The sequence below is a fragment of the Micromonospora sp. WMMD975 genome, from assembly GCF_029581215.1.
Classification (GTDB): Bacteria; Actinomycetota; Actinomycetes; order Mycobacteriales; family Micromonosporaceae; genus Micromonospora.
In genome coordinates, this window is the sequence record NZ_CP120739.1 from 2,716,938 (window position 1) to 2,741,143 (window position 24,206).

The 24,206-nt window shown below is 74.2% G+C and carries 21 protein-coding genes and 1 pseudogene; all 22 read right to left on the bottom strand.

Going from position 1 to position 24,206, the window contains the following annotated elements; genetic code table 11:
* Positions 1 to 24: 24 nt before the first annotated feature.
* The 22 genes and pseudogenes from O7613_RS11815 to O7613_RS11920 all read right to left on the bottom strand — a co-directional run bounded on the left by O7613_RS11815 (position 25) and on the right by O7613_RS11920 (position 24,196).
* Positions 25 to 945, bottom strand: a complete 921-nt coding sequence (locus O7613_RS11815) for a carbohydrate ABC transporter permease (RefSeq protein ID WP_282293835.1) — start codon at positions 943 to 945, stop codon at positions 25 to 27.
* A complete protein-coding gene (locus O7613_RS11820; RefSeq protein ID WP_281588767.1) occupies positions 942 to 1,955 on the bottom strand; it encodes an ABC transporter permease subunit in 1,014 nt (337 codons plus the stop codon). The genes O7613_RS11815 and O7613_RS11820 overlap by 4 nt, the downstream gene beginning before the upstream one ends.
* Positions 1,952 to 3,631: an extracellular solute-binding protein gene (locus O7613_RS11825; protein ID WP_282293836.1), complete on the bottom strand. Its 1,680-nt coding sequence runs from the start codon at positions 3,629 to 3,631 to the stop codon at positions 1,952 to 1,954. Before O7613_RS11825 ends, O7613_RS11820 begins: the two co-directional genes overlap by 4 nt.
* Positions 3,632 to 3,737: 106 nt before the next feature.
* Complete coding sequence (locus tag O7613_RS11830) at positions 3,738 to 4,427, bottom strand: dihydrofolate reductase family protein (protein ID WP_282293837.1); 690 nt, start codon at positions 4,425 to 4,427, stop codon at positions 3,738 to 3,740.
* On the bottom strand, positions 4,424 to 5,053 hold the full coding sequence (gene ribA, locus O7613_RS11835; RefSeq protein ID WP_282293838.1) for a GTP cyclohydrolase II: 630 nt from the start codon (positions 5,051 to 5,053) through the stop codon (positions 4,424 to 4,426). Before ribA ends, O7613_RS11830 begins: the two co-directional genes overlap by 4 nt.
* A 68-nt stretch (positions 5,054 to 5,121) precedes the next feature.
* The gene (locus O7613_RS11840; RefSeq protein WP_282294524.1) at positions 5,122 to 6,057 is read right to left on the bottom strand and encodes a lysylphosphatidylglycerol synthase domain-containing protein; all 936 of its coding nucleotides are present in this window, start codon (positions 6,055 to 6,057) and stop codon (positions 5,122 to 5,124) included.
* 120 nt (positions 6,058 to 6,177) lie between these two features.
* Positions 6,178 to 6,984 (bottom strand): SAM-dependent methyltransferase, encoded by an 807-nt coding sequence (locus O7613_RS11845; RefSeq protein ID WP_282293840.1) that lies wholly within the window; start codon positions 6,982 to 6,984, stop codon positions 6,178 to 6,180.
* Positions 6,981 to 8,015, bottom strand: a complete 1,035-nt coding sequence (locus tag O7613_RS11850; RefSeq protein ID WP_282293842.1) for a glycosyltransferase family 4 protein — start codon at positions 8,013 to 8,015, stop codon at positions 6,981 to 6,983. The genes O7613_RS11845 and O7613_RS11850 overlap by 4 nt, the downstream gene beginning before the upstream one ends.
* Before the next feature lie 4 nt (positions 8,016 to 8,019).
* Positions 8,020 to 8,418 (bottom strand): 6-carboxytetrahydropterin synthase, encoded by a 399-nt coding sequence (locus O7613_RS11855; protein ID WP_281588754.1) that lies wholly within the window; start codon positions 8,416 to 8,418, stop codon positions 8,020 to 8,022.
* A gap of 2 nt (positions 8,419 to 8,420) precedes the next feature.
* Complete coding sequence (locus O7613_RS11860) at positions 8,421 to 9,398, bottom strand: dehydrogenase (RefSeq protein ID WP_281588752.1); 978 nt, start codon at positions 9,396 to 9,398, stop codon at positions 8,421 to 8,423.
* Between the two features lie 94 nt (positions 9,399 to 9,492).
* Positions 9,493 to 9,771, bottom strand: a complete 279-nt coding sequence (locus tag O7613_RS11865) for a hypothetical protein (protein WP_281588751.1) — start codon at positions 9,769 to 9,771, stop codon at positions 9,493 to 9,495.
* A 96-nt stretch (positions 9,772 to 9,867) separates the two neighbouring features.
* Complete coding sequence (locus tag O7613_RS11870; RefSeq protein ID WP_282293844.1) at positions 9,868 to 10,245, bottom strand: DUF1622 domain-containing protein; 378 nt, start codon at positions 10,243 to 10,245, stop codon at positions 9,868 to 9,870.
* A gap of 138 nt (positions 10,246 to 10,383) precedes the next feature.
* Entirely contained in the window at positions 10,384 to 11,820 is a 1,437-nt protein-coding gene (locus O7613_RS11875) for a pectinesterase family protein (RefSeq protein ID WP_282293845.1), read from the bottom strand.
* Between the two features lie 451 nt (positions 11,821 to 12,271).
* Positions 12,272 to 12,808, bottom strand: a pseudogene (locus O7613_RS11880) (sigma-70 family RNA polymerase sigma factor); the annotation flags it as partial.
* A gap of 103 nt (positions 12,809 to 12,911) precedes the next feature.
* Entirely contained in the window at positions 12,912 to 13,577 is a 666-nt protein-coding gene (locus O7613_RS11885) for a TcmI family type II polyketide cyclase (protein ID WP_282293846.1), read from the bottom strand.
* Entirely contained in the window at positions 13,559 to 14,824 is a 1,266-nt protein-coding gene (locus O7613_RS11890) for a cytochrome P450 (RefSeq protein WP_282293847.1), read from the bottom strand. The genes O7613_RS11885 and O7613_RS11890 overlap by 19 nt, the downstream gene beginning before the upstream one ends.
* Entirely contained in the window at positions 14,821 to 15,117 is a 297-nt protein-coding gene (locus tag O7613_RS11895; RefSeq protein ID WP_281588743.1) for an antibiotic biosynthesis monooxygenase family protein, read from the bottom strand. The genes O7613_RS11890 and O7613_RS11895 overlap by 4 nt, the downstream gene beginning before the upstream one ends.
* Before the next feature lie 23 nt (positions 15,118 to 15,140).
* Positions 15,141 to 17,408 (bottom strand): FAD-dependent monooxygenase, encoded by a 2,268-nt coding sequence (locus O7613_RS11900; protein ID WP_282293849.1) that lies wholly within the window; start codon positions 17,406 to 17,408, stop codon positions 15,141 to 15,143.
* Positions 17,409 to 17,542: 134 nt separating this feature from the next.
* Positions 17,543 to 18,703 (bottom strand): glycosyl hydrolase, encoded by a 1,161-nt coding sequence (locus tag O7613_RS11905; protein WP_282293850.1) that lies wholly within the window; start codon positions 18,701 to 18,703, stop codon positions 17,543 to 17,545.
* The gene (locus O7613_RS11910; protein ID WP_282293851.1) at positions 18,697 to 20,568 is read right to left on the bottom strand and encodes a glycosyltransferase family 2 protein; all 1,872 of its coding nucleotides are present in this window, start codon (positions 20,566 to 20,568) and stop codon (positions 18,697 to 18,699) included. The genes O7613_RS11905 and O7613_RS11910 overlap by 7 nt, the downstream gene beginning before the upstream one ends.
* Before the next feature lie 93 nt (positions 20,569 to 20,661).
* Positions 20,662 to 21,726 carry a glycosyltransferase family 39 protein gene (locus O7613_RS11915; protein WP_281588735.1) on the bottom strand — a complete coding sequence of 355 codons (1,065 nt, stop codon included), beginning with the start codon at positions 21,724 to 21,726 and terminating at the stop codon, positions 20,662 to 20,664.
* Positions 21,727 to 21,871: 145 nt separating this feature from the next.
* The gene (locus O7613_RS11920; protein ID WP_282293852.1) at positions 21,872 to 24,196 is read right to left on the bottom strand and encodes a glycoside hydrolase family 3 N-terminal domain-containing protein; all 2,325 of its coding nucleotides are present in this window, start codon (positions 24,194 to 24,196) and stop codon (positions 21,872 to 21,874) included.
* Positions 24,197 to 24,206 lie beyond the last annotated feature (10 nt).

The following is a 24,206-nucleotide window of genomic DNA, read 5'->3' on the forward strand; positions in this document are numbered from 1 at the left end:
CCGACCGCCCGGTGCGCGGGCGGCTCAGCCCTTGACCGCGCCGATCAGCACGCCCTTGATGAAGTGCCGCTGGACGAACGGGTAGACCGCGACGATCGGCGCGACGGTCAGCACCACCACCGCCATCTTGACCGCCTCGGTCGGCGGCATGTTCACCCCGGTGGTGCCGCCCGCGGTGTGCGGCGCCTGCCCGGCCAGCAGGTAGCTCTGGAGCACCCGCTGGATCGGGTACATGTCGTTGCGGTCGATGAACAGCAACGCGTCGAACCAGACGTTCCAGTAGCTGACCGCGTAGAAGAGGCCGACCACGGCGATGACCGCGCGGGACAGCGGCAGCACGATCCGGGCCAGGGTACGGAAGTCGCTGGCCCCGTCGATGCGGGCGCTGTCCAGCAACTCCTGCGGGATGCCCTGGAAGAAGCCGCGCACCACGACGAGGTTGAACACGCTGATCGCCGGCGGGAGGACCAGCGCCCAGATGGTGTCCTTGAGCCCCAGCCCGGTGACCACCAGATAGCGGGGCACCAGCGGGGGGTAGACCAGGAACGGGATGAGGAAGTAGGCGAGCAGCCAGCGGTGCCCGAGCGACCCCGGCCGGGACAGCCCGTACGCGGCCAGCACGGTGACGGTGAGCGCGATCGCGGTGCCGCAGACGGTGACGAGCGTGCTGACCCACAGTGCCCGGGTGACCGCGCCGCCGGCGAGGATGGTCTGGTAGGCCGAGGTGTCGATGCCCTTCGGCACGATCACCAGGCCGCCGGCGTCGGCGATGGTCTGCCGGGAGGAGAGGCTTGTCACCAGCACCACCCAGAGCGGGAAGAGCACCCCGAGCACCAGCAGCGTGAGCACGAGGGCCTTGAACCCCTGACCGACCGGGGTCGGGGGCTCCTCCCAGATCGGGCGGCGGGCGCGGGCGCCGGACGGCCGGCGGGTGAGCACGGTCATGACTTCGAGTAGACCCCTCGCTCGCCGAGCATGTGCGCCACCCGGTTGGCGGCCAGGATCAGCACGAGGCCGATGACGGCTTTGAACAGCCCGGCCGCCGCGCCGTAGCCGTAGTTTCCGGTGGCGATGGAGAAGTGGTAGACGAAGGTGTCGAGCACCTCGGCGGCCTGCCGGCCGACCGCGTCGCGTTGCAGCAGGAACTGCTCGAAGCCGACCGAGAGCGCGTCGCCCAGACGCAGGATGAGCAGCAGGACGATCACCGGACGCAGGCCGGGCAGCGTGATGTGCCACAGCCGCCGCCACCGCCCGGCGCCGTCCGCGGCGGCTGCCTCGTAGAGGTTCTGGTCGATGGTGGACAGCGCGGCCAGGAAGACGATGGTGCCCCAGCCGACGTCCTTCCACACCGCCTCCGCGGTGACCAGGACGATGAACGTGTCCGGGTTGGTCATCACGTGCCACGGCTGCATGCCGGCTTCGCGCATGGTCTGCGCCAGCAGCCCGGCGCCGCCGAGCATGGCGACGAAGAAGGTGACCACAAGCACCCAGCTGAAGAAGTGCGGCAGGTAGACGACGGTCTGGACGAAGCCGCGCAGCCGGCTGGAGAGCAGGTTGTGCAGCATGACCGCGAGCAGGATCGGCAGCGGGAAGAAGAACACGAGTTGGAACGCGGTGATGGCGAGCGTGTTGCGGAACGCGTCCCAGAACGCCGGGTCGTCGAAGAGGAGCTGGAACTGGCCGAACCCGATCCAGTTGCTGTGCGTGAACGCCTGCCAGGGGTTGTCGCCGAGGTAGGGGTTGTAGTCCTGGAACGCGATGACGTTGCCGGCGATCGGCAGGTAGCTGAAGACCAGCAGGATCCCGAAGCCGGGCGCCACCATGGCCAGCAGTTGCCAGTCGCGCCGCAGCCGGGTGCCCAGCGGCACCCGACGACGGCGGGGCGCGCGTACCGGTGGGGCCGGCTCGTCGGGTCGGGCCCGCTCGGGCCCGACCACGACGGCCGGCTCGCTCACTTGGCCGCCTTGGGCAGCGAGTCGGCGAGCAGCTTGCGGGCTTCCTCCCCGCCGTTCGACTTCCACTCCGCGACGATGGCGTCCGCGTCGCTGAGCGGGCGTCGGCCGCGCAGGACGTCGGTGAACTTGTCCTCGGTGGGCACCTGGTTGGCCTTGAAGGCGGCCGGCATCTCCAGCTTGACCCCGGCCCAGGGGTTCTTCTCCAGGAACTTGACCATCTGGTTGGAGTAGTTCAGCACGTCCGGCACATAGCCGGGGGTTTCCGGGTACGGCCCGATGGTGGGGTTGCGACCGCTGATGAAGAAGTATTGATTCGCGATCTCCTTGAACGCCAGGTCGGTCTTCACCGGCCCGTTCGGCGACGTGGTGTGGTGCTTGCCCTCGACGCCGTAGTCGCGGAGCTGGGCCTCCTGGCTGCCGAGCGGCGCGGAGCACCAGTTGATGATCCGCAGCAGCTCCTGGACCCGGTCCTTGCCGAGGCCCTTCTTGACGAAGGTGTAGGAGATCGGCTTGTCCTCGCCCCAGACCAGCGGGTCGCCGCCGGTGGCGGAGAAGATCGGCACCGGCTGGATGTTCAACTTCGGGTTGGTCTTCTGGTGCTCGGCCTGGGCGCCCTGCCACATGCCCATGCCGTCCTGCTTGAACACGATCGCGCCGTTCTTGGCGAACAACTGCTTGGCGTCGGCGCCCCGGCTGGCCACGATGTCCGGGTGGACCAGGCCGTCCTTGTAGATCTTGGCCATCACCTCAAGCGCCTGGCGGAACTCCGGAGTCTCGTACTTGAACTCCGGCGTCCCGTCGGAGCGCAGCCGCCATCCCTGGTTGGCGCCGGGCACCCGGTGGAACATCTGGATCATGGCGAAGACGTCGTCGAACGCCCACACCTTGCGGGCCGGGTCGGTGACCTGCTTGGCGATGGTGAGCAGGTCGTCGAGGTTTGTCGGTATCGACAGGCCGCGCGCGTCGAGCACATCCTTGCGGGCGAACAGCGCCCACGGGAACGGCGAGTCGGTGGGATTGGGCACGGACACCAGTCGCTCGTTCCACACCGCCTGGCGCCAGGCCCCGGTCGGGAAGCTCGCCAGCATCGGGTACGCGGACACGGCGTCGCCCTTGAGGTGGTCGGTGAGATCCTCGAAGAGCGCCTTGATCGCCTCGGCGAAGCGCGGGATCTTCTCCACCTCCCAGCTCGGCACGCAGAGCAGCTCCGGCACGTCCCGGGCGCTGAGCATCGCGTTGAGCTTGTCGGCGTAGGTGATGCCGTCCTGGATGGTGAAGTTGACGGGCGTGCCCAGCTCGGCGTTGACGGCCTGGAGGTAGGCGCTCTGCGCGATGCCGGTCGGCGCCGGCCCCCACGCGGGCGTCATCGCGGTGACCTGCTTGCCGCTGGTGCCGGGCTTGTCGGTGATCGCGTCGACGAGGGTGGCCGGATAGCTGGTGTAGCCGTCGGCCACCGGGCGGGTGCCGACGATGTCGGGCTTGATGGCGCCGGTCAGGTCCTTGTGCGTCGGCAGCAGGCCGGAGACGGCGTCGAGCTGCTGGGCGCCGCCGGAGCCGGCGGGTTTCTCGGAGCAGCCGGCGAGCAGCGGGCCGGCGGTGGTGGCGGCCACGCCGAGGCCGACCAGGCCGAGGAAGCGGCGACGGGAGGAGCCCGGATCGGGGTGGTGCTCGCTCATCGGTCCCCCTTCGGGAGGGATGCACGGTGGAGTGTTCGTATGGATGGTCAACAAACTAACTTCGACCGTGAGCTTGCACAAGAGCGAACCGGGAGCGGCGTTGTGGTCAGGCCGGACAGCGGTCGGACAGCGCGTAACGGGTGAGCACCACGTCGCCGATCTGGCGTACCTCGATCACCCGGGCGCGGCGGCCCGGATGCCACGGGAAGCGGCCCTCCCCGACGAACCGGGGCGCCCGGCCGTCCCCCACGAAGAACGGCGCGACCACCAGATGCAGCTCGTCGGCGAGGCCGGCGGTGAGGAACTGGCGGTGCATCATGCCGCCGCCCTCGACCATCAACCTGCCGATCCCCCGCCCGGCCAGGTCGGCGACCACCACGGCCGGGGTGGCCGGCTCACCGGCGTCGACCACGGTGGCCACGGCGCCCACCTGCTCCCGGGCCTTCTCCACCACCCCGCTCGGGCAGTAGACGAGCTTGAGCCCGTCGCCTGTGGTGAAGAACCGGGCCCCCGGGTCGAGGTCGCCGCTGCCGGTGACCGTCACCTTCACCGGCGACGGCGGCAGGCCCCGGGCGACCCGGACGGCCCGCCGCCGCTCGCTGCGCACCAGCAGCCGGGGATCGTCGCGGCGGACCGTGGCCGCGCCCACCATGATCGCGTCGCAACCGGCCCGCGTCGCGTCGACCCGGTCCAGGTCGTCGTCGTTGGAGAGCAGCAGCCGCTCGGTGGTCGCGTCGTCGATGTAACCGTCGATCGACATCGCGCAGCTCAGCAGCACGTACGGGCGGGTGGTCACGGCACGAACGGCAGGTCGAGGGCATGGTCGGCGCGGGTGACCTTGGCGGCCAGATAGCCGGCGTTGGCCGGGGACAGGTGCACGCCGGTGGCGACCCGGTCGGCCACGGTGATGCCCAGCCGCTCGATCTGGTCGGCCTTGTCCGGGTTGTTGCTGAGCAGGGCCACCCGGTCCACACCCAGCGCGGCGAGCATCTGCGCGGCCACGGTGTAGTCCCGCTCGTCCGCGCCCCGGCCCAGGGCCAGGTTCGCCTCGTACGTGTCGAGGCCGTCGTCCTGGAGGGCGTACGCGTCGAGCTTGGCGTACAGGCCGATCCCCCGCCCCTCCTGGCGCAGGTAGAGCAGGTAGCCGCCGGCCTCGGCGATCCGCTCGACCGCCTCGCGCAACTGCGGGCCGCAGTCGCAGCGCTGGCTGCCGAACACGTCACCGGTGAGGCACTCGCTGTGCGGGCGGACCAGCGGCGGGGCGGCCCCACCGGGCTCGCCCAGCCCGAACGCCAGATGCTCCCGGCCGTCCACCAGGCCGTGGAAGGTGTGCACCCGCGCGGTGGTCACATATCCGTCGGGGAACCGTAGCGGGACCGTGACCCGGGTCCGGATCGTCGCGCTGGGCAGGGGCTCGTCCATGGTTCTCCTCCGTTCGGTCGCCGGGCAGGCCCGACGACGCACACCTCGCACCCTCACCGTATGCGGGATCACCGACAGTTGCCGGGCTCCCGGGTCGGCAGCCTGCGGGCCAGCAGCACCACGGCGCCGGGCAGGCTGGCCACCAGGACCAGCGCCCCGTAGACGGTGCCGGTGGCGACGCCCTGCGCGGCGGTCAGGCCGGCCGCCGCGAACGCCCAGGCGGCCACGCCCTCCCGCGGCCCGAAACCGCCCACGTTCAGCGGCACCGCCATGGCCAGCAGGGCGAGCAGGGTCAGCGGCAGCAGGCGGGACAGCGGCGCGTCGACCCCGGCGGTGCGGGCCGCCACCAGGAACGTGGCCAGGTGACCGGCGAACACCACGGTCGAGGCGATCACCACACCGGCCCAGGTGCGCCGGGCCAGCAGCCCGGAGCGGACGTCGGCGAGCGCGGTCCGGGCCAACCGGGCGGGCCGGGACGCCCCCGACCGGGGCACCGCGCGGGCGGCCAGCACCAGCGCCACGGCGACCACCGCCAGGACAACCGCCAGCACCGGCAGGTAGGGGCGGACCGGCGACGGGAACGCGGCAAGCACGGTCACCGCGATGACCACCTGCACCACCTGTCCCGCGGTGCGCTCCCACACCACGGCCCGCACTCCCCGGGCCACGTCACCGGCGTCCCGGCCGTGCCGCACCGCCCGGTGCACGTCGCCGAGCACACCGCCGGGCAGGGTGGAGTTGAGGAAGATCGCCCGGTAGCAGTGCGCGACGGCGGCCCGCATCGGCAGCCGTACGCCCAGCCCGCCGGCGACCAGCGACCAGCGCCAGGCGCAGCACACGGTGGTGACCACACCGATGGCGAGCGCGGCGGCGAGCGCCGGGGCGTCGATCAGCCGCAGCCCGGCCAGGAACGGGCCGGTGCCCACGTACCCGACGAGCGCGACGAGCACGGCCAGCCCGGCGGCCGGACGGACCCAGGCCCCGCGTACCCGGGTGGTGCGCATCCAGGCCGGTCGCGCCCGGAGCCGGCGGAGCCGGGCCGGTACGGGCGCGGCGATGGCGACATGTGACAAACGGTCCTCCCTCGTTCCCACCGGATGTCACGTGTCGGCGGGCCGTACGGTTCACCCGGCGAGCAGGTCGGCATGGTGCAGCACCACCTCGACCCGGCCGGCGGCGGCCTCGGCGAGCCGCCACTTCCTATACGTCGCGGCGGGGCCGGCCAGATGCGGGCGTTCCTCGACGGCCGCGTCGACCCAGCCGGACAGCCACTCGGCGGTCAGCGCGGCCCGCTCCGGGCCGAGCCGCCACGGGGTGGACCGCACCGCCACCCCGACGCCGTGGCGGCCGAACGCGGCCACGGTGGCGTCCACCGCGTCCGGCCCGAGCAGGACCCGCCCGTCGACGGTGCGCCGCTGGTGGGCGTTGAACGCGTCGGCCAGGTCGGCGTCGAGCGGGTCGGCCGGGGTGAACTCGGCCCGGCCGGACACGCTGAGCGCGAACAGGGTCGGGTGGCCGGCGCAGGCCGTCACCATCCGGTCGACCTCGTCGGCGGTGAGCATGTCCAGCAGCGCCGACGCGGTCACCAGGTGGGCGTCGGCCAGGTCGGCGGCGGTCAGCCGGGTGATGTCCGAGCCCCGGGTGGTCACCGTGACCGGGGCGCCGTCGGCCGCGGTGAGCCCGCCGCCGGCGAGCGCCAGCAGGTCCCGGTCGCGCTCGTGCAGCATCCAGTGCTGCGGGCCGGGCAGCCGGGGAGCCAGCCAGCGGGCCATCGAACCGGTGCCGCTGCCCAGGTCGTGCACGACGAGCGGCCGGTCGGCGGGCAGCCGGTCGCGGACCGCGTCGACCAGCTCGACCGAACGGGCGTCGGCGTCGGCCGGCTCACGCAGCCGCAACCAGTCCGCGAAGTCGGGTGGGAGCGAGGTGGTCATGCGGTCGCCTCCTTCAGCGCCGTCGCCAGCCGGTCCACGGTGACCGGCCAGCCGGTGAGGGTGTCCCGCCGCTGCCGGGCCGCGCGACGCAGCCGGTCCCGCAGGCCGGGGTCGGTGAGCCAACGGCGCAGCGCGCCGGCGGCGGCGCCCGCGTTGTCCGGCGGCACCAGCAGGCCGGGCCGGTCGCCGCCGGGGGCGCGCCCGAGGGTGGCCGGCAGGCCGCCGGTCTCGCTTGCCAGCACCGGTACGCCCCGGGCCAGGGCCTCGGTCACCACCATGCCGTAGGTCTCCCGCCGGGACGGCAGGACCAGCAGATCGGCGGCGGCGTACGCGTCGGCCAGGTCTGCTCCGGCGCGCGGGCCGGCCAACCGGACCCGCCCGGTCAGTCCGGTGGCGGTGAGCCGCCGGCGCAGCCGGTGCACGAACGCCGGGTCCCGGTCGAGCGGGCCGATCCAGTCGCAGGTCCAGTCCAGGTCGGCGATCTCGGCGAGCGCGGCGGCCAGCAGGTCGTGCCCCTTGATCGGGGTGACCGCCGCGACGCAGAGCAACCGGCCGCCGCCGGGCGTGCCGGGGGCGAGCGGCGCCGGGTCGACCCCGGGCGGGGCGACACTCACCCGGTCGGGGGCGAGCGGATAGCGCGCCAGCAGCCGGCGGCGGGTCCACTCGCTCGTGGTGACCACCGCGGTCGCCGCCGCGAGAGCCCGCCGCTCGGCCTCGTCCTCGATCGGCAGGTGCACGAGCACCGCCAGGCGCAGCCGGGCGGCGTGCGGGGCGAGCACGTCCGGCACGGTCGAGGCGACCAGGCCGTCGAGCAGGACCGTCGCGCCGTCGGGCAGCGCGCCGAGCAGCCCGGCCAGCGCGGTCCGTTCCGGCTCGCCCGGGTGCGGCCAGCCGCCCGGCACCTGGTGCTCGCGCACCGTCCAGCCGAGCGCGGCCAGCCCCCGGCAGACGTGCCGGTCGTACGCGTTGCCGCCGCTGGGGTTCGCCGGGTCGTCGATGTCGCCCGGCAGCACCACGTGGACGGCGGTCATCCGGTCACAGCGACCGCTCGTAGCTCGCCCACGCGACGTGCGACTCGTGCAGGGTGACGGTGATCCCGGCCAGGCCCCGCGCCCCCTCCCCCAGCCGGCCGGCGTGCGTCGCGTCGGCGAGCCGGTCGGCGACGGTGCGGGCCAGCACCTCGGTGGTGGTGTTCACCCCGGCGAAGGCCGGCTCGTCGTCCAGGTTTCGGTAGGTCAGCTCGCCGAGCACCGCCTTGAGCTGCTCGGTGGCCAGCCCGATGTCGACCACGACCCCGTCGGCGTCCAACTCCGGCCGGCGGAACGTGGCGTCGACGACGAAGGTGGCGCCGTGCAGCTTCTGGGCCGGGCCGAAGACCTCGCCGCGGAAACTGTGGGCCACCATCATGTGGTCCCGGACGGTCACGCTGAACACGATCACTCCTCGCCGTAGGTGATGAGATGGCAGAGCGCCGGCAGCTCGCCCGAGGCGAGCCGGTCCAGCACGTCGGGCAGGTCGGTGAAGCGGGACCGGCCGGTGAGCAGCGCGTCGAACGCCGGGTCGGCCAGCAGGTCCAGGGCGAGGGCGAGCCGGTCGGCGTAGCTTCGGTCGGCGCGCCGGGGCGACACGGTGCCGACCTGGCTGCTGCGGATGCCGAGCCGCCGGGAGTGGAACGCGCCGCCGAGCGCGAGGGTGACCGGGCGGTCGCCGTACCAGCTCAGCTCCAGCACGGTGCCCTCCGGGCGGAGCAGTTCCAGCCCGCGTTGCAGGCCGGCGGCGCTGGCGCTGGCGTGCACCACCAGGTCACGGTCGCCGGTCGCGTCGGCGGGCGAGGCGAAGTCGACCCCGAGCGCCGCGGCCACCGCGGCCCGGGCCGGGTCGGCGTCAACGAGCTCGACCCGCACGCCGGGGAAGCGGGCCAGCAGGGCGGTCACGCTGAGGCCGACCATCCCGCCGCCGATCACGGTGACCCGGTCGCCGACCAGCGGCGCGGCGTCCCAGAGCGCGTTCACCGCCGTCTCCACGGTGCCGGCCAGCACGGCGCGCTCCGCCGGCACGCCGTCCGGCACGACCACCACGGCGTCGGCCGGGACCACGTACGCGCTCTGGTGCGGGTACAGGCAGAAGACGGTACGGCCGAGCAGCCGTTCGGCGCCGGCCTCGACCGTGCCGACGCTGAGGTAGCCGTACTTCACCGGCGCCGGGAAGTCGCCCTCCTGGAAGGGTGCGCGCATGGTGGCGTGCTGGTCGGCGGGGACCCGGCCGGTGAAGACGAGTGTCTCGGTGCCCCGGCTGACCGCGGAGAACCGGGTGCGGACCAGCACCTCGCCGGGGCCGGGCGGGGCGAGCCGGACCGGCCGGAGCTCGCCCTCGCCGGGGGCGCGGAGCCAGAAGGCACGGGCGTCGACGGTCACGAACCCTCCTCAGGTCCCGCATTCCGGTCAGGTTGTCGATCATAAACACGGGACCGGGAGGCACATGGTTCAGACCGCCCGACGGGCCGGCCGTTCAGGCGGCCCGCCGCCGTTCCCCGGCCGCACGGCCGGTCGACTCGTCGCGGCCGGCGCGGCGGCCGGTGTCCCCGGCCAGTCGCATCGCCCGCCGGGCCGAGTCCAGCGGCTCGCAGGGCGCCGGCCGGCCGGCGCAGAGCAGGCTGGAGCACCGGCCCTGGGCGTCGGGCCGGTGGTTCGCGGCCACGTCGTACGCGGCCCGCCACAGCAGTGGGTCGGTGACGCCGTACGGCAGCGCGGCGTCCTGACTGGACCTGGTCCGGATCGTGTCGGGCACCGGTGTCCCCTCTCGGTCGTCACTCCCGGTATCAGTGACCCGGTGAGCCGGGATCAAACCTCTCACCTGCGCAGTTGTGCCCGCCAGCGAGCAATGTCACGTCCGGCCCGCGCCCGGGGCGCTGCCCACCGGGGGCTTGCCCTGCCAGGGCCAGCGACCGTCCAACTCGACCTCCAGCGAGAAGCTGAGGAACGTCCGGACCGCCACGATCAGCGCCAGCACGCCGACGCTGGTGAAGGTGGGCGACACCGCGACGGTGCGGATGATGTCGCCGCCGACCAGGAACTCCAGGCCGAGCAGGATGGCCCGCCCCACCCCCTGCCGGTACGCCCGGTAGTGCGCCACCACCTGCCGGGTCCGGCCGCAGCGCACCGCGTACACCACCGTGGCGACCATGACACCGACCCCGATGACAAGCACCCCGGCGAGGTCCAGCAGCGCCCCGATGTGCTGGATGATCTGCTTGGTCGGCACCCGACACCCCCGTACGCCTCGGCCTCAGCCTCGCGCATCCGGCGCCGTCGGCGGGCCGGTTTGCCGGTGACGGACGATCGGCCGGGACGGCGGGGAGCTGACCCGCCCGCCGTCCCGGCCGCCGACCTCAGGCGACGGTCACATCGGGTTCCAGCCGTCGGTGCCGGCCAGGTACCTCTGCGGGGTGTAGTTGGCGGCCTGGGCGTCGCTCATCTGGGGGCGGTTGCCGTTGACGGTCGCGCCGGGGCCGGTGTTGCGGTATTCGGAGAAGCGGGCGTTCTGCCAGGTGTTGCCGCTCATGTCGGTCCATGGCTGGCTGGTCTTGATGGTGTTGCTGAGCGTGGACTCGCGGTAGAGCACCTGGGCGCCCTGGCCCCAGGGGCGGCCGAGCGTGGTGTTGTTGCTGCCGGTGCCGGTGATGGTGGACCGGTAGATCAGGAATCCGTAGGGCTTGGCGGGGTCGGTCCGGGCGGCGGTGATGGGGGCGCCGGTGGAACGCTTCTCGTGGATGGTGGAGGCGTGGATGACGACGGTGCCGTCGCCGAAGATGAAGTCGACGGTGCCCTCGATGTAGGAGTCGACCACGTAGGCGCGGGTGCGCACGTTGACCAGGAAGGTGTCCTGGTCACCGAGGAGCCGCACGTTGCGCAGCACGGCCCGGTCGGCGTTGAGGTGCAGCGCGACGGCCTGCTGGTCGACTGTCGTGTTGTTCTCGACGTAGTCGTTGGCGATGGTCAGGTTCTCCGCGACGAAGTTCGCGCCGTCGACGAACACGCTGGCGCTGGCGAAGGTGCCGTTGCTGCCCGCGGAGTTGTTGAACACGAGCACCGTGTTCGACGGGGACGAGCCGAGGCCCTGGAAGGTGATGTTCGGCTTGTTCGACGGCACGCGCACCACCTGCCGGTAGGTGCCGGGCTTGATGGTGATGACCCGCCGGGTGGTGTTGTTGGCCGGCACCGCGTCCACCGCCTCCTGCACGGTGCGGTAGCTGCCGCTGCCGTCCGCGGCCACGGTCGGCCTGCCGGCCGGCGGGGTGGTCGGCGGCGGGGTGGTCGGCGGCGCAGTGGTCGGCGGCGCAGTGGTCGGCGGCGCAGTGGTCGGCGGCGCAGTGGTCGGCCCGGAGGTCGGGGTGGATGTCGGTGTGGGGGTGGACGAGTCGCCGCAGGCCACGCCGTTGAGCGTGAACGCGGTCGGGCTCGGGTTGGTGGTGCCGCTGGACACGCCGTTGAAGCCGACGTCGACACTCGCGCCGGCGGCGATGGTCGCGTTCCAGTCGACGTTCGTGGCGACCACGGCCGCGCCGGACGACGTGGCGGTGAAGCCCCACGACTGCGCGACGGTCTGCCCGGCCGGGAACGTCCAGCCGAGACGCCAGCCGGTGAGCGTGTCACCGAGGTTGCGGATGGTGATGGCCGCGCTGAAACCGCCGGGCCACTGCGCGGTGACCCGGTAGTCGACCTGGCAGCCCGCGGCGGCCTGGGACGGGCGGGCGGTGACGACGCCCACGGCGGCGATGGCGGTGGTGACGAGGACGGCCAGTACGGCCGCCGTCTGTCGTCGGACGAGATGTCTCACGGTTCTCCCGGGTTCGGTGCGGATGCGGTGTGGTCGCCCCCACCGGCACCGCCATCGCTGGCGGCGGCCCTCGCGGCGGGGAGCGGTGCCCGGAACGGGTGCTGCCCGGCGACCCGTCAGCACACAGACGGGCCCACCGCGACCGCGACAACGGGTTTCCGCGGATTTCCCAGAAGGCGGTCGGGCCGGCGCCGGTCCCGGCCGGCCGGACCCCGACCGCGGCGCGCCGCCCGGCCGGGGCCGCCGGCCCGGCAGGCACCGGCCGCGCCTGCTCCGGCCCGGCCCGATGTCCGCCGGCCGCGAGGCAGCGCGGGCAGGCAAGCACGTGCCGGCCCAGCCGCTTGCGCCAGAGCGGGGCGAGCGCACCGTCCCAGCCCCGCGCGGCGAGGGCCAACTCCGGGCAGCGCGGCGTGGCCCGCCACGCGCCCAGCACGGTGTACGCCTGCGCCAGACGGGTGCGCATCCGCTGGATCCGGACCGCCGCGTGGGCCGGGCCGACCGCCAGCGCCGCGGCCAGGTCGGCGCGGTTGAGCTCGCCGTTCAGCTCCCGCCACCACAGGGCGAGCACCTCGCGGTCGTCGGGGTCGAGCCACTCGACGGCGCAGTGCACGTCCCGCCGCTCCGCGTCCCGGCCCACCCCGGCCAGCGCCGCGCCGGCCACGTCCGCGGCCGGGTCCGGCGGCTCCGCGGACGGATCCAGCGGCACCTGCCGGGACGCGGCCCGCCGGCGGGCGTGTTCCCGGACCTGACGGATGGCGATGGTGACCAGCCAGGCCCGGAAGCGTTCCGGGTCGCGAAGCGCGGGCAGCCGCTCGACCACCCGCAGCATGACCTCCTGGGTCACGTCGTCGACGTCCGCGTGCCCGGCGAGCGCGCGTCCGACCACGCGGTACACGAGCGACAGGTGCGCGGCGAGCAGCGCGGCGAGCGCGCCCCGGTCGCCCCGGCGCGCGGCCGTCACCAGCTCGACGTCCACCGGCGCCGCCACGACGCACCGCCCTCCGGCCCCCGGGGATGCCGACCACCGGCGATCGTGGGAGCGCGCCCAGAGGCTGACACACCGTCACCGGCGTGTAAACCTCCGGCGACGCTCAGTCCTGGGCGCGCCAGCGGTAGAAGACGGTTGCCACCTGGTCCTGCGGGCCGCGGCAGAGATCCGGCCGGTACGGCTCGACGTACGGGCCGAGGTCCTGCATCACCTTGCCGAAGGCCGGCTTGGCGGCGTGCTGGTCGCGGGTGGCCTCGGCGGCCGACGACTCCTGCTCCAGCAGGTGGACGTAGACGTCGTCGATCGAGTAGAGCCAGCGGCCGGTGACGCCCAGGTCGGTCGGGAGCGACCCGGCGTCGGACTCGCCGAACACCCGGGCCACGTCCGGTTCGGCGCCCGGCTTGATCCGCCCGACGATCACGGTGAGCGTGGTGTCCGCCGGTGGCTGGCCGGCGGGCGTCCAGTGGTAGAACTCCTTGGCCACCGAGTCCGACGGGTTCTTCCAGTACCGCGGGTACGGCGTCACGTACGGGCCGATCTCCTCGGCGATCTTCTGGAACGCGGGCAGCCCGCGGGTCTGCCCGGAGATCCGCGGGTCCTGCTCCCGCTCGATCACGTGCAGGTAGAGGTCGTGGTGGGAGAGCAGGTAGCGCCCGACGACCCCGAGGTCCTGCGGGCGGGTGACCTGGTCGTAGTGGCCGAAGACGTTGCCGACGACCTCGTCGCTGCCGGGGACCATGTGGCAGACGATCACGTTCCGGAAGACCATGACTGCTCCTTGGGTGAGTGCGGCACGGAGAAGGTGACGGGCAGTTCCAGCAGGCCGCGGAACGGCGAGGCGGCGGGCAACCGGCGCACCTCGGCGGGCGGGACGGCGAGGCGCAGCCCGGGCAGCCGGCGCAGCAGCGCGGAGAGCGCGAGCAGCGCCTCCATCCGGGCCAGCGAGACGCCGAGGCAGTAGTGCACGCCGTGCCCGAAGCCCAGGTGCGGTCCCCGGACCCGGCGCAGGTCGAGCCGGTCGGGGTCGGTGAAGTGGTCCGGGTCGTGGTTGGCCGCGTTGATCGCCACCCCGACGATGGCGCCGCGCGGGATGCGTACCCCGTGGTAGTCGAGGTCCTCGGTGGCGATGCGCGGGCTGGCCACCGGCAGCGGGCCGTCGAACCGCAGCAGTTCCTCGATCGCGGTGGGCAGCAGGCGCGGCGTGGTGCGCAGCAGGTCGAGTTGTTCCGGGTGGGTGAGCAGCGCCAGCACCGCGTTGCCGAGGAAGTCGGCGGTGGTCTGGTGCCCGGCGAACAGCAGCAGGAAGGTGGTGGTGACCAGCTCCGCCTCGGACAGCGTCCGGTCCCGGTCGACGGCGTCCACGAGCGCGCCGATGATGTCGTCGGCCGGGTCGTCGCGCTTGGCCCGGACCAGGTCGGCCAGGTAGTGGTGCAGCCGCAGCTGGGCCTCCTGCACCGCGGCGCGTTCCTCGGCGGGCGGCCGGCTGGTGGAACCCGAGGTGCGGATGACCTGGGTCCAGTCGAGCACCCGGTCGTGGTCGGCCGGCGGCACGCCGAGCAGCTCGCAGATGACAGTCATCGGCAGCGGGATGGCGAACTCGCGCATCAGGTCCGCCTCGCCCCGCGGGATCATCTTGTCGATCAGGTGGTCCACGATCGTGGCCACCCGGGGGCGCAGCGCCTCGATCCGCCGCGGCGCGAACGCCTGCGACACCACCCGACGCAGCCGGGTGTGCTCGGGCGGGTCGGAGTTGAGCATGTTGCGGTTCAACCCCTCCGAGTTCGGGCCGAAGATCCGCAGGTAGTGCTGGTCGGGCCCGTAGAGGTCCTTGGACAGGCGCGGGTCGGTGAGCGCCGCCCGCGCGTCGTCGAACCGGGTGATCAGCCAGGAGTCGAAGCGCGGCGAGCCGACCGGGCAGACCGGTCGGTGCGCGCGCAGCCGGGCGAAGGTCGGGTAGGGGTCGGCCGCGAACGCGTCCGTGTACAGCTCGGCGGCGGGCACGACGTCCTCGGTCATCGGGCCTCCTCCCCCGGCTCGCCGGACACGCTGTGCAGCACCTGGTATGTGTGCCGCTGGGCGGACTCGCGCAGCTCGCGGACCACCCGCAGCAGCCGGTCCCGGTGCGCGCTGCGGCCGAACGCGTCCAACCGTTCCCGGTCCGCCCAGTCGCTGATGATCAGATAGCTGCGCGGGTCGTCGGCGTCGCGGACCAGGTCCTGGTGCAGGCAGCCGTCCAGGGTGCGGATCTCCTCGGCGGCGGTGCGCCACTCGGCCTCGAAACGCTCCGCGCAGCCCTCCCGGGTCCGCATCGCCAGGACCGTGCGGACCCGGCTCACCGGGCGCCGCCGAACACCAGGCCCAGGTGCTTGCGGAGCGCGTCGGCGTCGACCGGGGCGCCCCGGAAACCGACGTGCCCGTCCGGGCGGATCAGGTAGAGCCCGGTGCCGGCCAGGCCGTACCCGGCCCGGAACCGGCGGTCGGCGTCGCGCAGCACCGGCGGGTCGGCCAGTCGCGGCTCGTCGACGTCCGGGTCCAGCAGCAGGTACGCGTCGAGCTCCCCGCCGGCCTGCCGACGCGCGTCGGCGCAGAGGTCGGCGAGACCGGCCAGCTCCGCCGCGCCGGCCGTGGCGTCGGCGTAGAGCAGCAGCGTGTGCCGGGTTCCCCGGGTCAGGTCCCGGAGCCGCAGCGGGTGGCCGACGCCGCGCCGGCGCAGGCCCTCGACGTCCGGCGCGCGGTCGCCGGGCCGGGGCGCGTCGCCGAGCGCGGCCGGGTCCGCGACGGTCTCCCCGACCAGCGGGCTGCCGGCGTAGCTGAGCAGCAGCGACATCTCCTGGCGGAACTGCCGTTCCAGATCGGCGCGGTCCAGTTCCTCGGTGCCCGCCAGCCGCACCGCCCGGCCGACGATCTCCTCGCCCTCCGGGCGCCGCTCGGCCTCGTAGCTGTCGAGCAGCCCCGGCGCGGCGAGCCCGCGTACCGCCAGGGCCAGCTTCCAGGCCAGGTTCCAGGCGTCCTGGATGCCGGTGTTCATGCCCTGCCCGCCGGCCGGCGGGTGCAGGTGGGCGGCGTCGCCGGCGACGAAGACCCGGCCGTGGCGGTAGCGGTCGACGATGCCGTGGCTGATCCGGAACACCGACGACCAGCGCAGGTTCGACGCCCGGGTGCCGGGCGGCGCGAGCCGGTCGAGGGCGGCCTGCACGTCGTCGAGGGTCGGTGAGGCGAGTTCCTCGCTGAACCCGGGCGGGGCGTCCTGCCCACCGGTCTGGGCGAAGAACCGGGGCGGGGCCAGGGTGGCGATGCGGTAGCGGTGCTCGCCGCGCAGCGGCACGCAGACGAGCATCCCGTCCATCTGCCCGTCGGTGGTGTGCAGGAACCGCAGCAGGTGCCCGTCCGGCATGTCCCAGTCCACGTCGACGTCGACGAGCATGAACAGTTGCGGGAAGCGGCCCAGCCCGCCGGTGAAGGTGAGCCCGAGCCGCTCGCGCACCCGGCTGTGCGCGCCGTCGCAGCCGACGAGGTACGCCGCCCGTACCGTCTCGGTGGCGCCGTCGGCGGTGCGGACGGCGGCGGTCACGCCGTCGGCGTCCTGGGTGAAGTCGACGAGCTCGGCGCCGCGTCGCGGACGGACGCCGAGCGTGGCGAGCCGGGCGGTGAGGATCCGCTCGGTCTCGTACTGCGGCAGGCCGAGGTGGGCGTAGGGCAGGCCGGGCAGCTCCCAGCTCATCCGGTGGGTCTGCACGCCGTTGACGAAGACCATGTTGCCGGTGAGCCAGATGCCGGCGTCCATCGCCTCCCGGACGACGCCCTGCTCCTCCCAGATCTCCATGGTGCGGCAGTGCACGCCGATCGCCTTGTCGGCCTGGCCCGGCGGGGCCGCCAGCTTCTCGATCACCTGGCAGTCGACGCCGCGGCGGGCCAGCTCGACGGCGGCGGTCAGCCCGGTGGGGCCCGCCCCGACGACAAGTACGTCAGTTGTCCTCTGCACGTCGGCCTCCCTGACCGTGGTGTGGTGTCGGCGGTCCCCACCGTCGGGCACGACGTGGAAGAGGCGGCGCCGGATGTCCAGCAGGAACGGTGCGATCGGCCCGGCCTGCGCCGAGGCGTGGGCCGGATCGGCGATCCAGTCGAGGAACTCGGCCGCGCCGTCCCACTCGGCGACGATGTGGTGCGTGTCCGAGCCGGGTTCGCGGAGCAGTTGCTCGCGCCGGTAGCCCGGCACGGCGGTCATCCGCCGCACCACCTCGGGGTAGCCGCGGTGGAACTCGGCGAGTCGGGCGCACGGCACGGTCAACTCCACGTCCACGTAGACCGGGCCGGCGCCCTCCTCCGTCTCGGTCAGCAGCGGATAGTCGGGCGGCCCGGCCGGGTCGGTCAGCGGCCGGAGCAGGTCGGCCAGGCGCGTCGCCACCGGACCGTCCCGGTACGCGCGCAGCGCCGCCTCGTCGGTCCACTCGGTGACCACGACGAAGCCGTACGGGTCCAGGGCGTCGCGGAGCAGCTCGTGGCGCAGGCCGCCGCTGAGGGCGCGGAGCTGCCCGACCACGTCCGCCCAGGCCGGACCCACCGCCGGCGCGCAACCGGGACGCGCCCGAAGCCGACGCATCGTCCTGATCATGCCGCCCCCTCGCGCCGTGCCGTCCTCGTGCCGCGACCCTGCCGCAGGCCGCGTCACCAGGTCGTCACCGGCACGACGGGACGTGTCGCCGGGCGGTGACGCCACCGAAACGACCGCGCCTGTCAGTCCGCCGCGGTCCGTGGCCGCATCGCCGGTGACCAGGTCACGTCGTACCGGTCGGCGGCGACCGACTCGGCGAACGCCGCCGAGGCGTCCGGCGAGCCGGCCACGCGCCAGTCCTGCTCCTTGTCCACCTCGAACCAGATCAACCCGATCAGGTACGGATAGCGGGGCAGCGCCTCGAACGTGTCCCGGATCCACCGGGCCTTGCGCCCGCCGGTGTCCGCGGCGCCGGTCTCGGTGACGACGAGCGGCCGGCGCGTCACGGCGCGGATCTCGGCGATGGTCGGCCCGAAGATCTCATCGAAGGTCGAGTAGGACGTGGTGAACGCGCCCATGCCGTAGTAGCCGGTGACGCCGACCCAGTCGACGTAGTCGTCGCCCGGGTAGAGCCCGGTCAGCCCGGCGGTGGTCTTGTCCCACCGCGCGTTCGGGCTCCACACCCAGGTCACGTTCGTGGCCCCGGCGGCGGTGAAGACGTCGTGCACGTGCCGCCAGGCGCGCACGTAGTCGCCCGGGTGGTTGCCGTTGGCCCGCTCGCACCACGGGTACCAGTCGCCGTTCATCTCGTGCGCGAACCGGATCGCCACCGGATAGCCGAGCGACCGCACGCCCTCGGCCCACGACCGCAGGTAGCCGTCGAAGTCACCGGCGGCGATGCGGGCCAGCCGGTAGTCCGGCTGGGTGGAGCGGAGCCGGTCGACCTGGCGGGCCGGCAGGCCGGTGTCCCGGGCCGCGACGTCCACCGCGTGGTCCCACGGCTCCCAGCCCAGCATCGGCATCATGTGCCGCTCGGCGATCCGGTCGAACAGGCTCCGGTCGAAGGCGGCGGACGCCCAGCCGGCGCTGAAGAGCATCACCTGCGGCGCCCGCCCGGCGGCGTCGGCGAACCGGTCCACGGCGGTCAGGTCGTACGGTCCCTTCTCGGTCATCACCCCGACGAACGTCCGGCCGGCCGGCGGGAACACGCCGGCGGGACCGGTCGTGGCCGCCGCCGGGGCGTCGGCCGTCGCCACCGCCTCCGGCGCGGTTCCCCCGGCGCGCCGGTCCGGTACGTCCGCGCCCGGGCCGCGCCACACGCCGGGCGCCACCACGAAGGCGTACGCCAACAGCAGCGCGCCGGCCAGCGCCAGGCCCACCCGGGGCACGCTCAGCCTCAGCACGGCGCACCCCCGCCGGTCGGCGCCGACGACCCCGGCGGGTCGTCCCGCCGGGAGCGCACGTTCTCCGCCCAGGCGATCAGCGGTGGGGCGAGACCGGTGACGAGCGTCAGCGCCGGCCACACCCGCAGCAGCGGGTGGCCGTGGTCGAACGCGAAGCTCGCCGCGAGCAGACCGGCGGACGCGCCCGCCCAGCACAGGTGCAGCCGGAAGGTGCGCAGCGACTCCGCGGTGCGCAGCGACCCCTTGGCGGTGACCACGAAGCCGAGCCGGCGGCGCAGCACCGCGCCGGCCGCGGCGGCCAGGTAGACCGGCCCGGCGAACAGCGCCAGCGCCATACCGACCATGCCGACCTCCTCCCGTTCGTGCGGCGCGATGTTGAAGCGGCGCAACCACAGCCAGAGCAGGAACCAGGTGCCGATCGTCGCTCCCCACAGCGTCGCCCACATTCGCGGGTCGAGCCGGCCCGCCTCGACGCCGGTGAGCAGGTACAGCGCGGTGGCGGCGTTGCCCAGCAGCAGGCTGACCGCGACGCTCGGGTAGTAGAACTGGAGCAGGCGGTACTGCCAGCGGCGGCGCGACGGCAACTCGCGCGGGGCGCGCAGGTTCCGCCGGAGCAGGATCTCGCAGACGCCGGCCGCCCAGCGTCGCTGCTGGTTGAAGTAGTCGGCCCAGGAGGTCGGGCCCTCCCCCAGCGCCACCACGTCCGGGGTGTAGACGCCCTTCCACCGGCGGCCGGTGGCCGGGTTGACGGCCGCGTGGATCCGGATGCTCGTCAGGTGGTCCTCGATGATCGAGTCCTGGTAGCCGCCGATGGTCCGCCACGCCGCCGGGCGGTAGAGGTGGCCGGTGCCGGTGAGCAGCGGCGCGTCCAGCCCGTTGCCGCCCCGGGCGATCAGGCCGTTGTAGAGGTACTGCTGCACCGAGGCGCCGTGGGCGACGAAGTTCTGGTGCATGTTGCCGTACACCTGGGGGGTCACCACGAACGCCACGTCGGGGTCGCGGAAATAGCCGAGCGTGCGTTCCAGGAAGTGGGGCAGCGGCACGTGGTCCGGGTCGACGTTGGCGACCACGTCGTAGCGGTGCTCGTGCTCGGCCCGCCAGGCGTTGTGGTTGCCGGACTTGGTCCGGGCCCGGAACTCCCCGCGCGGCTGGTTGTACTCCGGCCGGCCCCGGCGGCTGAAGTGGCGGACGCCCAGCCGCGCCGCCATCGCCCGCACCGCCGGGTCGTCACCCTCGTCGAGGATCCACACGTCGACCTGTCCGCAGTAGACGATCTCCCGGAGCCGGCGCAGCGTGCGCTCCGCGACGGCGAGCGGCTCCCGGCTCGGCACGATGGTGGTGAGCAGGGCCACCCGCAGGCCGACCGGCGGATCGACGGGCACCGGATCCTTGGCGTGGAAGGCGAACACCCACACCACCAGGTTCTGCGCCAGCCGGATCAGCTCGATGCCGACGACCACGCAGAACGCCAGCCGGGCGGCGACCGTCGACCAGCCGCCGAGCCCGATCACCCCCGGGCCGGGCACGTGCCGCGGCAGCAGCAGCCAGCCGACGAGGAGCAGGCCGGCGGCGCTGTTGACGAGCACCAGCAGGGTCAGCACCAGCCGCGCGGCGACCGAGGCGGCCGGGCGCAGTTGCACCGTCGCGTCGGGGTGGCGGGGTGGGCGCAGCGGCCCGGCGACGGCGCCGCAGCGCGCGTACGCGAGGCGGGCCCGGATGTTGCGCTGCCGGCGCTCCGGCGCCGGCCGGCCGGCCGGTCCGGGCGGCGCGGCCGGCGGCGGACCGACCGGCGGTGGCCCCGGCGCCCTCGGCGTCGCGGCGCGGGACAGGCGTGAATCGGCGGCGACGGCCAACGTTTCCCCCATGGTCTGCATCGGGCTCGCCCGGAACCCCGACCGATGCTAAGCCGGCAATAACCACCAAAGTGGGCGATCAGCCGCATCCGGACCGTTCGGCCGTCAGGAGGAGGCCGCCCCGGGGCGCAGCCGGGCCAGGGCGACCGCGCCGAGCACCGCCCAGGCCGGCACCGTGAAGAGCAGGGCGTCCGGCGACCAGACCGGGGCCGCCCGGGCGACGACGAGCAGGCCGAGCGCCGGCACCAGCGCCCACGCGGTGCAGATCGCGGCGGCGTACCGGAGGGGAAGGCTGAACAGGGCCAGGCCGGCGAGCGTCGCGCCGAGCGCGGCGGCGCCGAACAGCTCCCGGGGCGTCGCCGCCAGCGCGGCCGGATCGATCCGCACGCCCGGCGGGAACAGCCCGTCGGCGCGCACCCCGGACCCGACCAGCGCGGCGACCGCGAGCACCCCCGGCGCCGCGGCGGCCAGCCACCGGCCGGCGGCGCGGCGACGGAAGGCGAACACCACCCAGCCGTGGCCGGCGAGCAGCAGCAACGCGCCGACCTGGCACAGGCCGAGCAGGACCACCGCGCCGGCGTAGGCGGCGAGCCGGCGCGCGCGCGGCCGGTCCAGGACCGGCAGCAGCAGCCAGGTGGCGAGCACGGCCGCGAACACCGCCAGGGCGTACGGCTGGGCCTCGCGCGCGCACCGCGCCGAGACGGGCAGCGCCGCGAGGAGCACGCCGGCCAGCACGCCGGTGCCGGGCGCGAACATCCGGGCGGCAAGCGCGCCGACGAGCGCGGCGGCCCCGACCATCGCCAGCAGCGAGGGTACGCGCAGGGCGACGGGGTCGGCGCCGAAGAGCGCCGCCCAACCACGCATCAGCAGGTGGTACGGCACGAGCGGGACCGGACCACCGCCCAGCGCGTCGGGCCACGGCGACGTGGCGGCGCGCCAGGTGGCCGCCTCCCCGGCCCGCGGCCCCGCGGTCCCGAGCCCGGCGCCGCCGAGGCCGCCCATCAGCAGCGCCGGCAGCAGCCACGCGGCCACCCGCCACCGGGCGGCGCGGGCCGCGGCGCGGGCGGTGGACCGGCGCGGACGGGGCGGCCCGTCCTCACCCCACGGGTCCTCGACGCCGACCTCGGCCGACCCGAGCCGGGGCAGGACCATGGTGTCCGCGTCGTTCACGGTGACTCACGCATCCCTTGAGGGCCGGCGCCGGCTGACACCCAGGAGCCTACGGAGACAAAACGGGCCATATGGCCGATATGCCGCTAAACCGCTCAGGGAACGAGGGTCCGCCGGCCGCCCCGAGACGGCCGGCGGACGGACGTCAGCCCAGCTTCGTGGTCGTCCAGCGCGGAGAAGCGTTGGTGACCTCGACGACGTCGCCGACGAGCGTGGTCGACGCCTGCGTGTCCTGCCGGACGCTCGTGCCCACCCACAGCTCGACGTCGCCGGGCTCCACCACCCGGGTGAGCGTGCGGTCGGAGAAGGCCAGGCGGGTGGTGGGCACCGTCAGCTCGACGGTCACCGACTGCCCCGGCTCCAGGCGCACCCGCTGGTAGCCCAGCAGCTGCGCCACCGGCCGGGTCACCGAGGCCACCACGTCGCGGCCGTAGAGCTGGACCACGTCGTCGCCGGCGACCGCCCCGGTGTTCGTCACCCGCACCGTCACGCGCAGCGCCCCGTCGGCCGGCACGGTGGCCGGCACGGTGAGGTCGGAGTGCGCGAACGTCGTGTACGACAGGCCGTGACCGAACGACGCCACCGGCGTCGCCGGTAGGTTGGTGCCGTTGCTGCCCTCGCCGAGCGTCGGGTGCAGATACGAGTACGGCTGCGCGCCGGCCGAGCCGGGCAGGCTCACCGGCAACCGGCCCGACGGGTTGACCCGCCCCGACAGCACCCCGGCGATCGCGCCGGCGCCCTCCTCGCCGGGGAAGAACGTCTGCACCACTGCCGCGCACCGGGACAACGCCCAGCCGACCGCGTAGGGCCGGCCGGTGAGCAGCACCAGGACCACCGGAGTGTCCGTGGCCAGGACCGCCTCGACCAGCTCCCGCTGGACGCCGGGCAGCTCCAGGTCGTCCCGGTCGCAGCCCTCCCCGACCGTGCCGCGCCCGAAGAGGCCGGCGTGGTCGCCGACGACCAGGACGGCGACGTCGGCGGCGGACGCCGTGGCGACCGCCTCGTCGAAACCGGACCGGTCGTCGCTGTCCACGTCGCAGCCCCCGGCCCAGGTGACGTGGTCGGCGCCGAACTCGCCCCGCACCGCGTCGAGGACGGTCGGCACCTCGATGCCGGTCTCCACGCCGGGGTGCTGGACGAGCACGTGGTTGAGGAAGGAGTAGCACCCGAACAGCGCGCCCTGCCGGTCGGCGTTCGGACCGACGACCGCCACCCGCCGACCCGCGGGCAGCGGGAGGACGCCGTCGTTGCCGACCAGGACGACCGACTCCTCGGCGAGGCGGCGGGCGATCGCCCGGTGCTCCGGCGGGTCGAGGTCGATCGCGCCGGGCGGCTCCTCGGTGAACGTGGCGTCGAGCAGCCCCAGCTCCAGCTTCTGGCGCAGGATCCGCAGCACCGCCCGGTCGACGAGCGTCTCGTCGACCACTCCGGCCCGCACCGACGCCGGCAGCGTCAGGTAGGCGTCGCCGGTCGGCAGCTCGATGTCCAGGCCCGCGGCCAGCGCCTGCGCTGCCGCGTCCGCGTTGTCGGCCGCGACGTGGTGCAGCAGGTTCAGGAAGGCCACCCCGAAGTAGTCGGCCACCACCGTGCCGTCGAAGCCCCACCGGTCCCGCAGCACGCCGGTCAGCATCGCCGGGTCGGCCGCCACCGGCACGCCGTCGACCTCTGCGTAGGAGTGCATGACGCTGCGCGCGTCGCCGTCGAGGATCGCCATCTCGAACGGCGGCAGCAGCACGTCGGCCATCTCGCGGGGGCCGGCGTGGACCGGGGCGAAGTTGCGCCCGGCCCGGGAGGCGGAATAGCCGGCGAAGTGCTTCAACGTCGCGTGCACCCCCTGCGACTGGAGGCCCCGCACGTACGACGTGCCGATGGTGCCGACCAGGTAGGGGTCCTCGGCGATGCACTCGTCGACCCGGCCCCAGCGCGGATCCCGGATCACGTCCAGCACCGGGGACAGGCCCTGGTGGATGCCGAGCGCCCGCATCGACGCCCCGATCGCCGCCGCCATCTCGGTCACCAGATCGGGGTCGAACGCGGCGCCCCAGGCCAGCGGCGTGGGGAACGTGGCCGCCTTCCACGCCGACAGGCCGGTCAGGCACTCCTCGTGGACGAGCGCCGGGATGCCCAGCCGGGTGCCGGTCACCAGGTCCCGCTGGAACTTCCACAACCACGCCGCCCGGGCGGCGGCGTCAACCGGGCGGGTGCCGTAGGCGCGGGTGAGGTGACCGAGCCCGTGCCGGGAGAAGTCCTCGAGTCGGCCGCTGTCGGCGAACTCGCCCTGCAGGGGCGCGACCGCCTCGCCGTCCTCCTTCTCCCAGAACCCGACGAGCTGCGCGACCTTCTCCTCGATCGTCATCCGGCCGAGCAACTCCCGGACGCGGGCCTCACCGGCCGGTGCGTCCCGCCGGTCGTGATCCGGACCTGCCTGGGCCGGCACCGGCCCGCCCACCACCGCGTGGACCTCTGTCATGGTGTGCCTT

Bases quoted from the DNA above. Each gene is read 5' to 3' on its own strand.
- O7613_RS11815 (WP_282293835.1), bottom strand. From the start codon at position 945: ATGACCGTGCTCACCCGCCGGCCGTCCGGCGCCCGCGCCCGCCGCCCG.
- O7613_RS11825 (WP_282293836.1), bottom strand. From the start codon at position 3,631: ATGAGCGAGCACCACCCCGATCCGGGCTCCTCCCGTCGCCGCTTCCTC.
- ribA (WP_282293838.1), bottom strand. From the start codon at position 5,053: ATGGACGAGCCCCTGCCCAGCGCGACGATCCGGACCCGGGTCACGGTC.
- O7613_RS11840 (WP_282294524.1), bottom strand. From the start codon at position 6,057: ATGCGCACCACCCGGGTACGCGGGGCCTGGGTCCGTCCGGCCGCCGGG.
- O7613_RS11845 (WP_282293840.1), bottom strand. From the start codon at position 6,984: ATGACCACCTCGCTCCCACCCGACTTCGCGGACTGGTTGCGGCTGCGT.
- O7613_RS11850 (WP_282293842.1), bottom strand. From the start codon at position 8,015: ATGACCGCCGTCCACGTGGTGCTGCCGGGCGACATCGACGACCCGGCG.
- O7613_RS11885 (WP_282293846.1), bottom strand. From the start codon at position 13,577: ATGGTCTTCCGGAACGTGATCGTCTGCCACATGGTCCCCGGCAGCGAC.
- O7613_RS11890 (WP_282293847.1), bottom strand. From the start codon at position 14,824: ATGACCGAGGACGTCGTGCCCGCCGCCGAGCTGTACACGGACGCGTTC.
- O7613_RS11895 (WP_281588743.1), bottom strand. From the start codon at position 15,117: ATGCGGACCCGGGAGGGCTGCGCGGAGCGTTTCGAGGCCGAGTGGCGC.
- O7613_RS11900 (WP_282293849.1), bottom strand. From the start codon at position 17,408: ATGCGTCGGCTTCGGGCGCGTCCCGGTTGCGCGCCGGCGGTGGGTCCG.
- O7613_RS11910 (WP_282293851.1), bottom strand. From the start codon at position 20,568: ATGGGGGAAACGTTGGCCGTCGCCGCCGATTCACGCCTGTCCCGCGCC.
- O7613_RS11920 (WP_282293852.1), bottom strand. From the start codon at position 24,196: ATGACAGAGGTCCACGCGGTGGTGGGCGGGCCGGTGCCGGCCCAGGCA.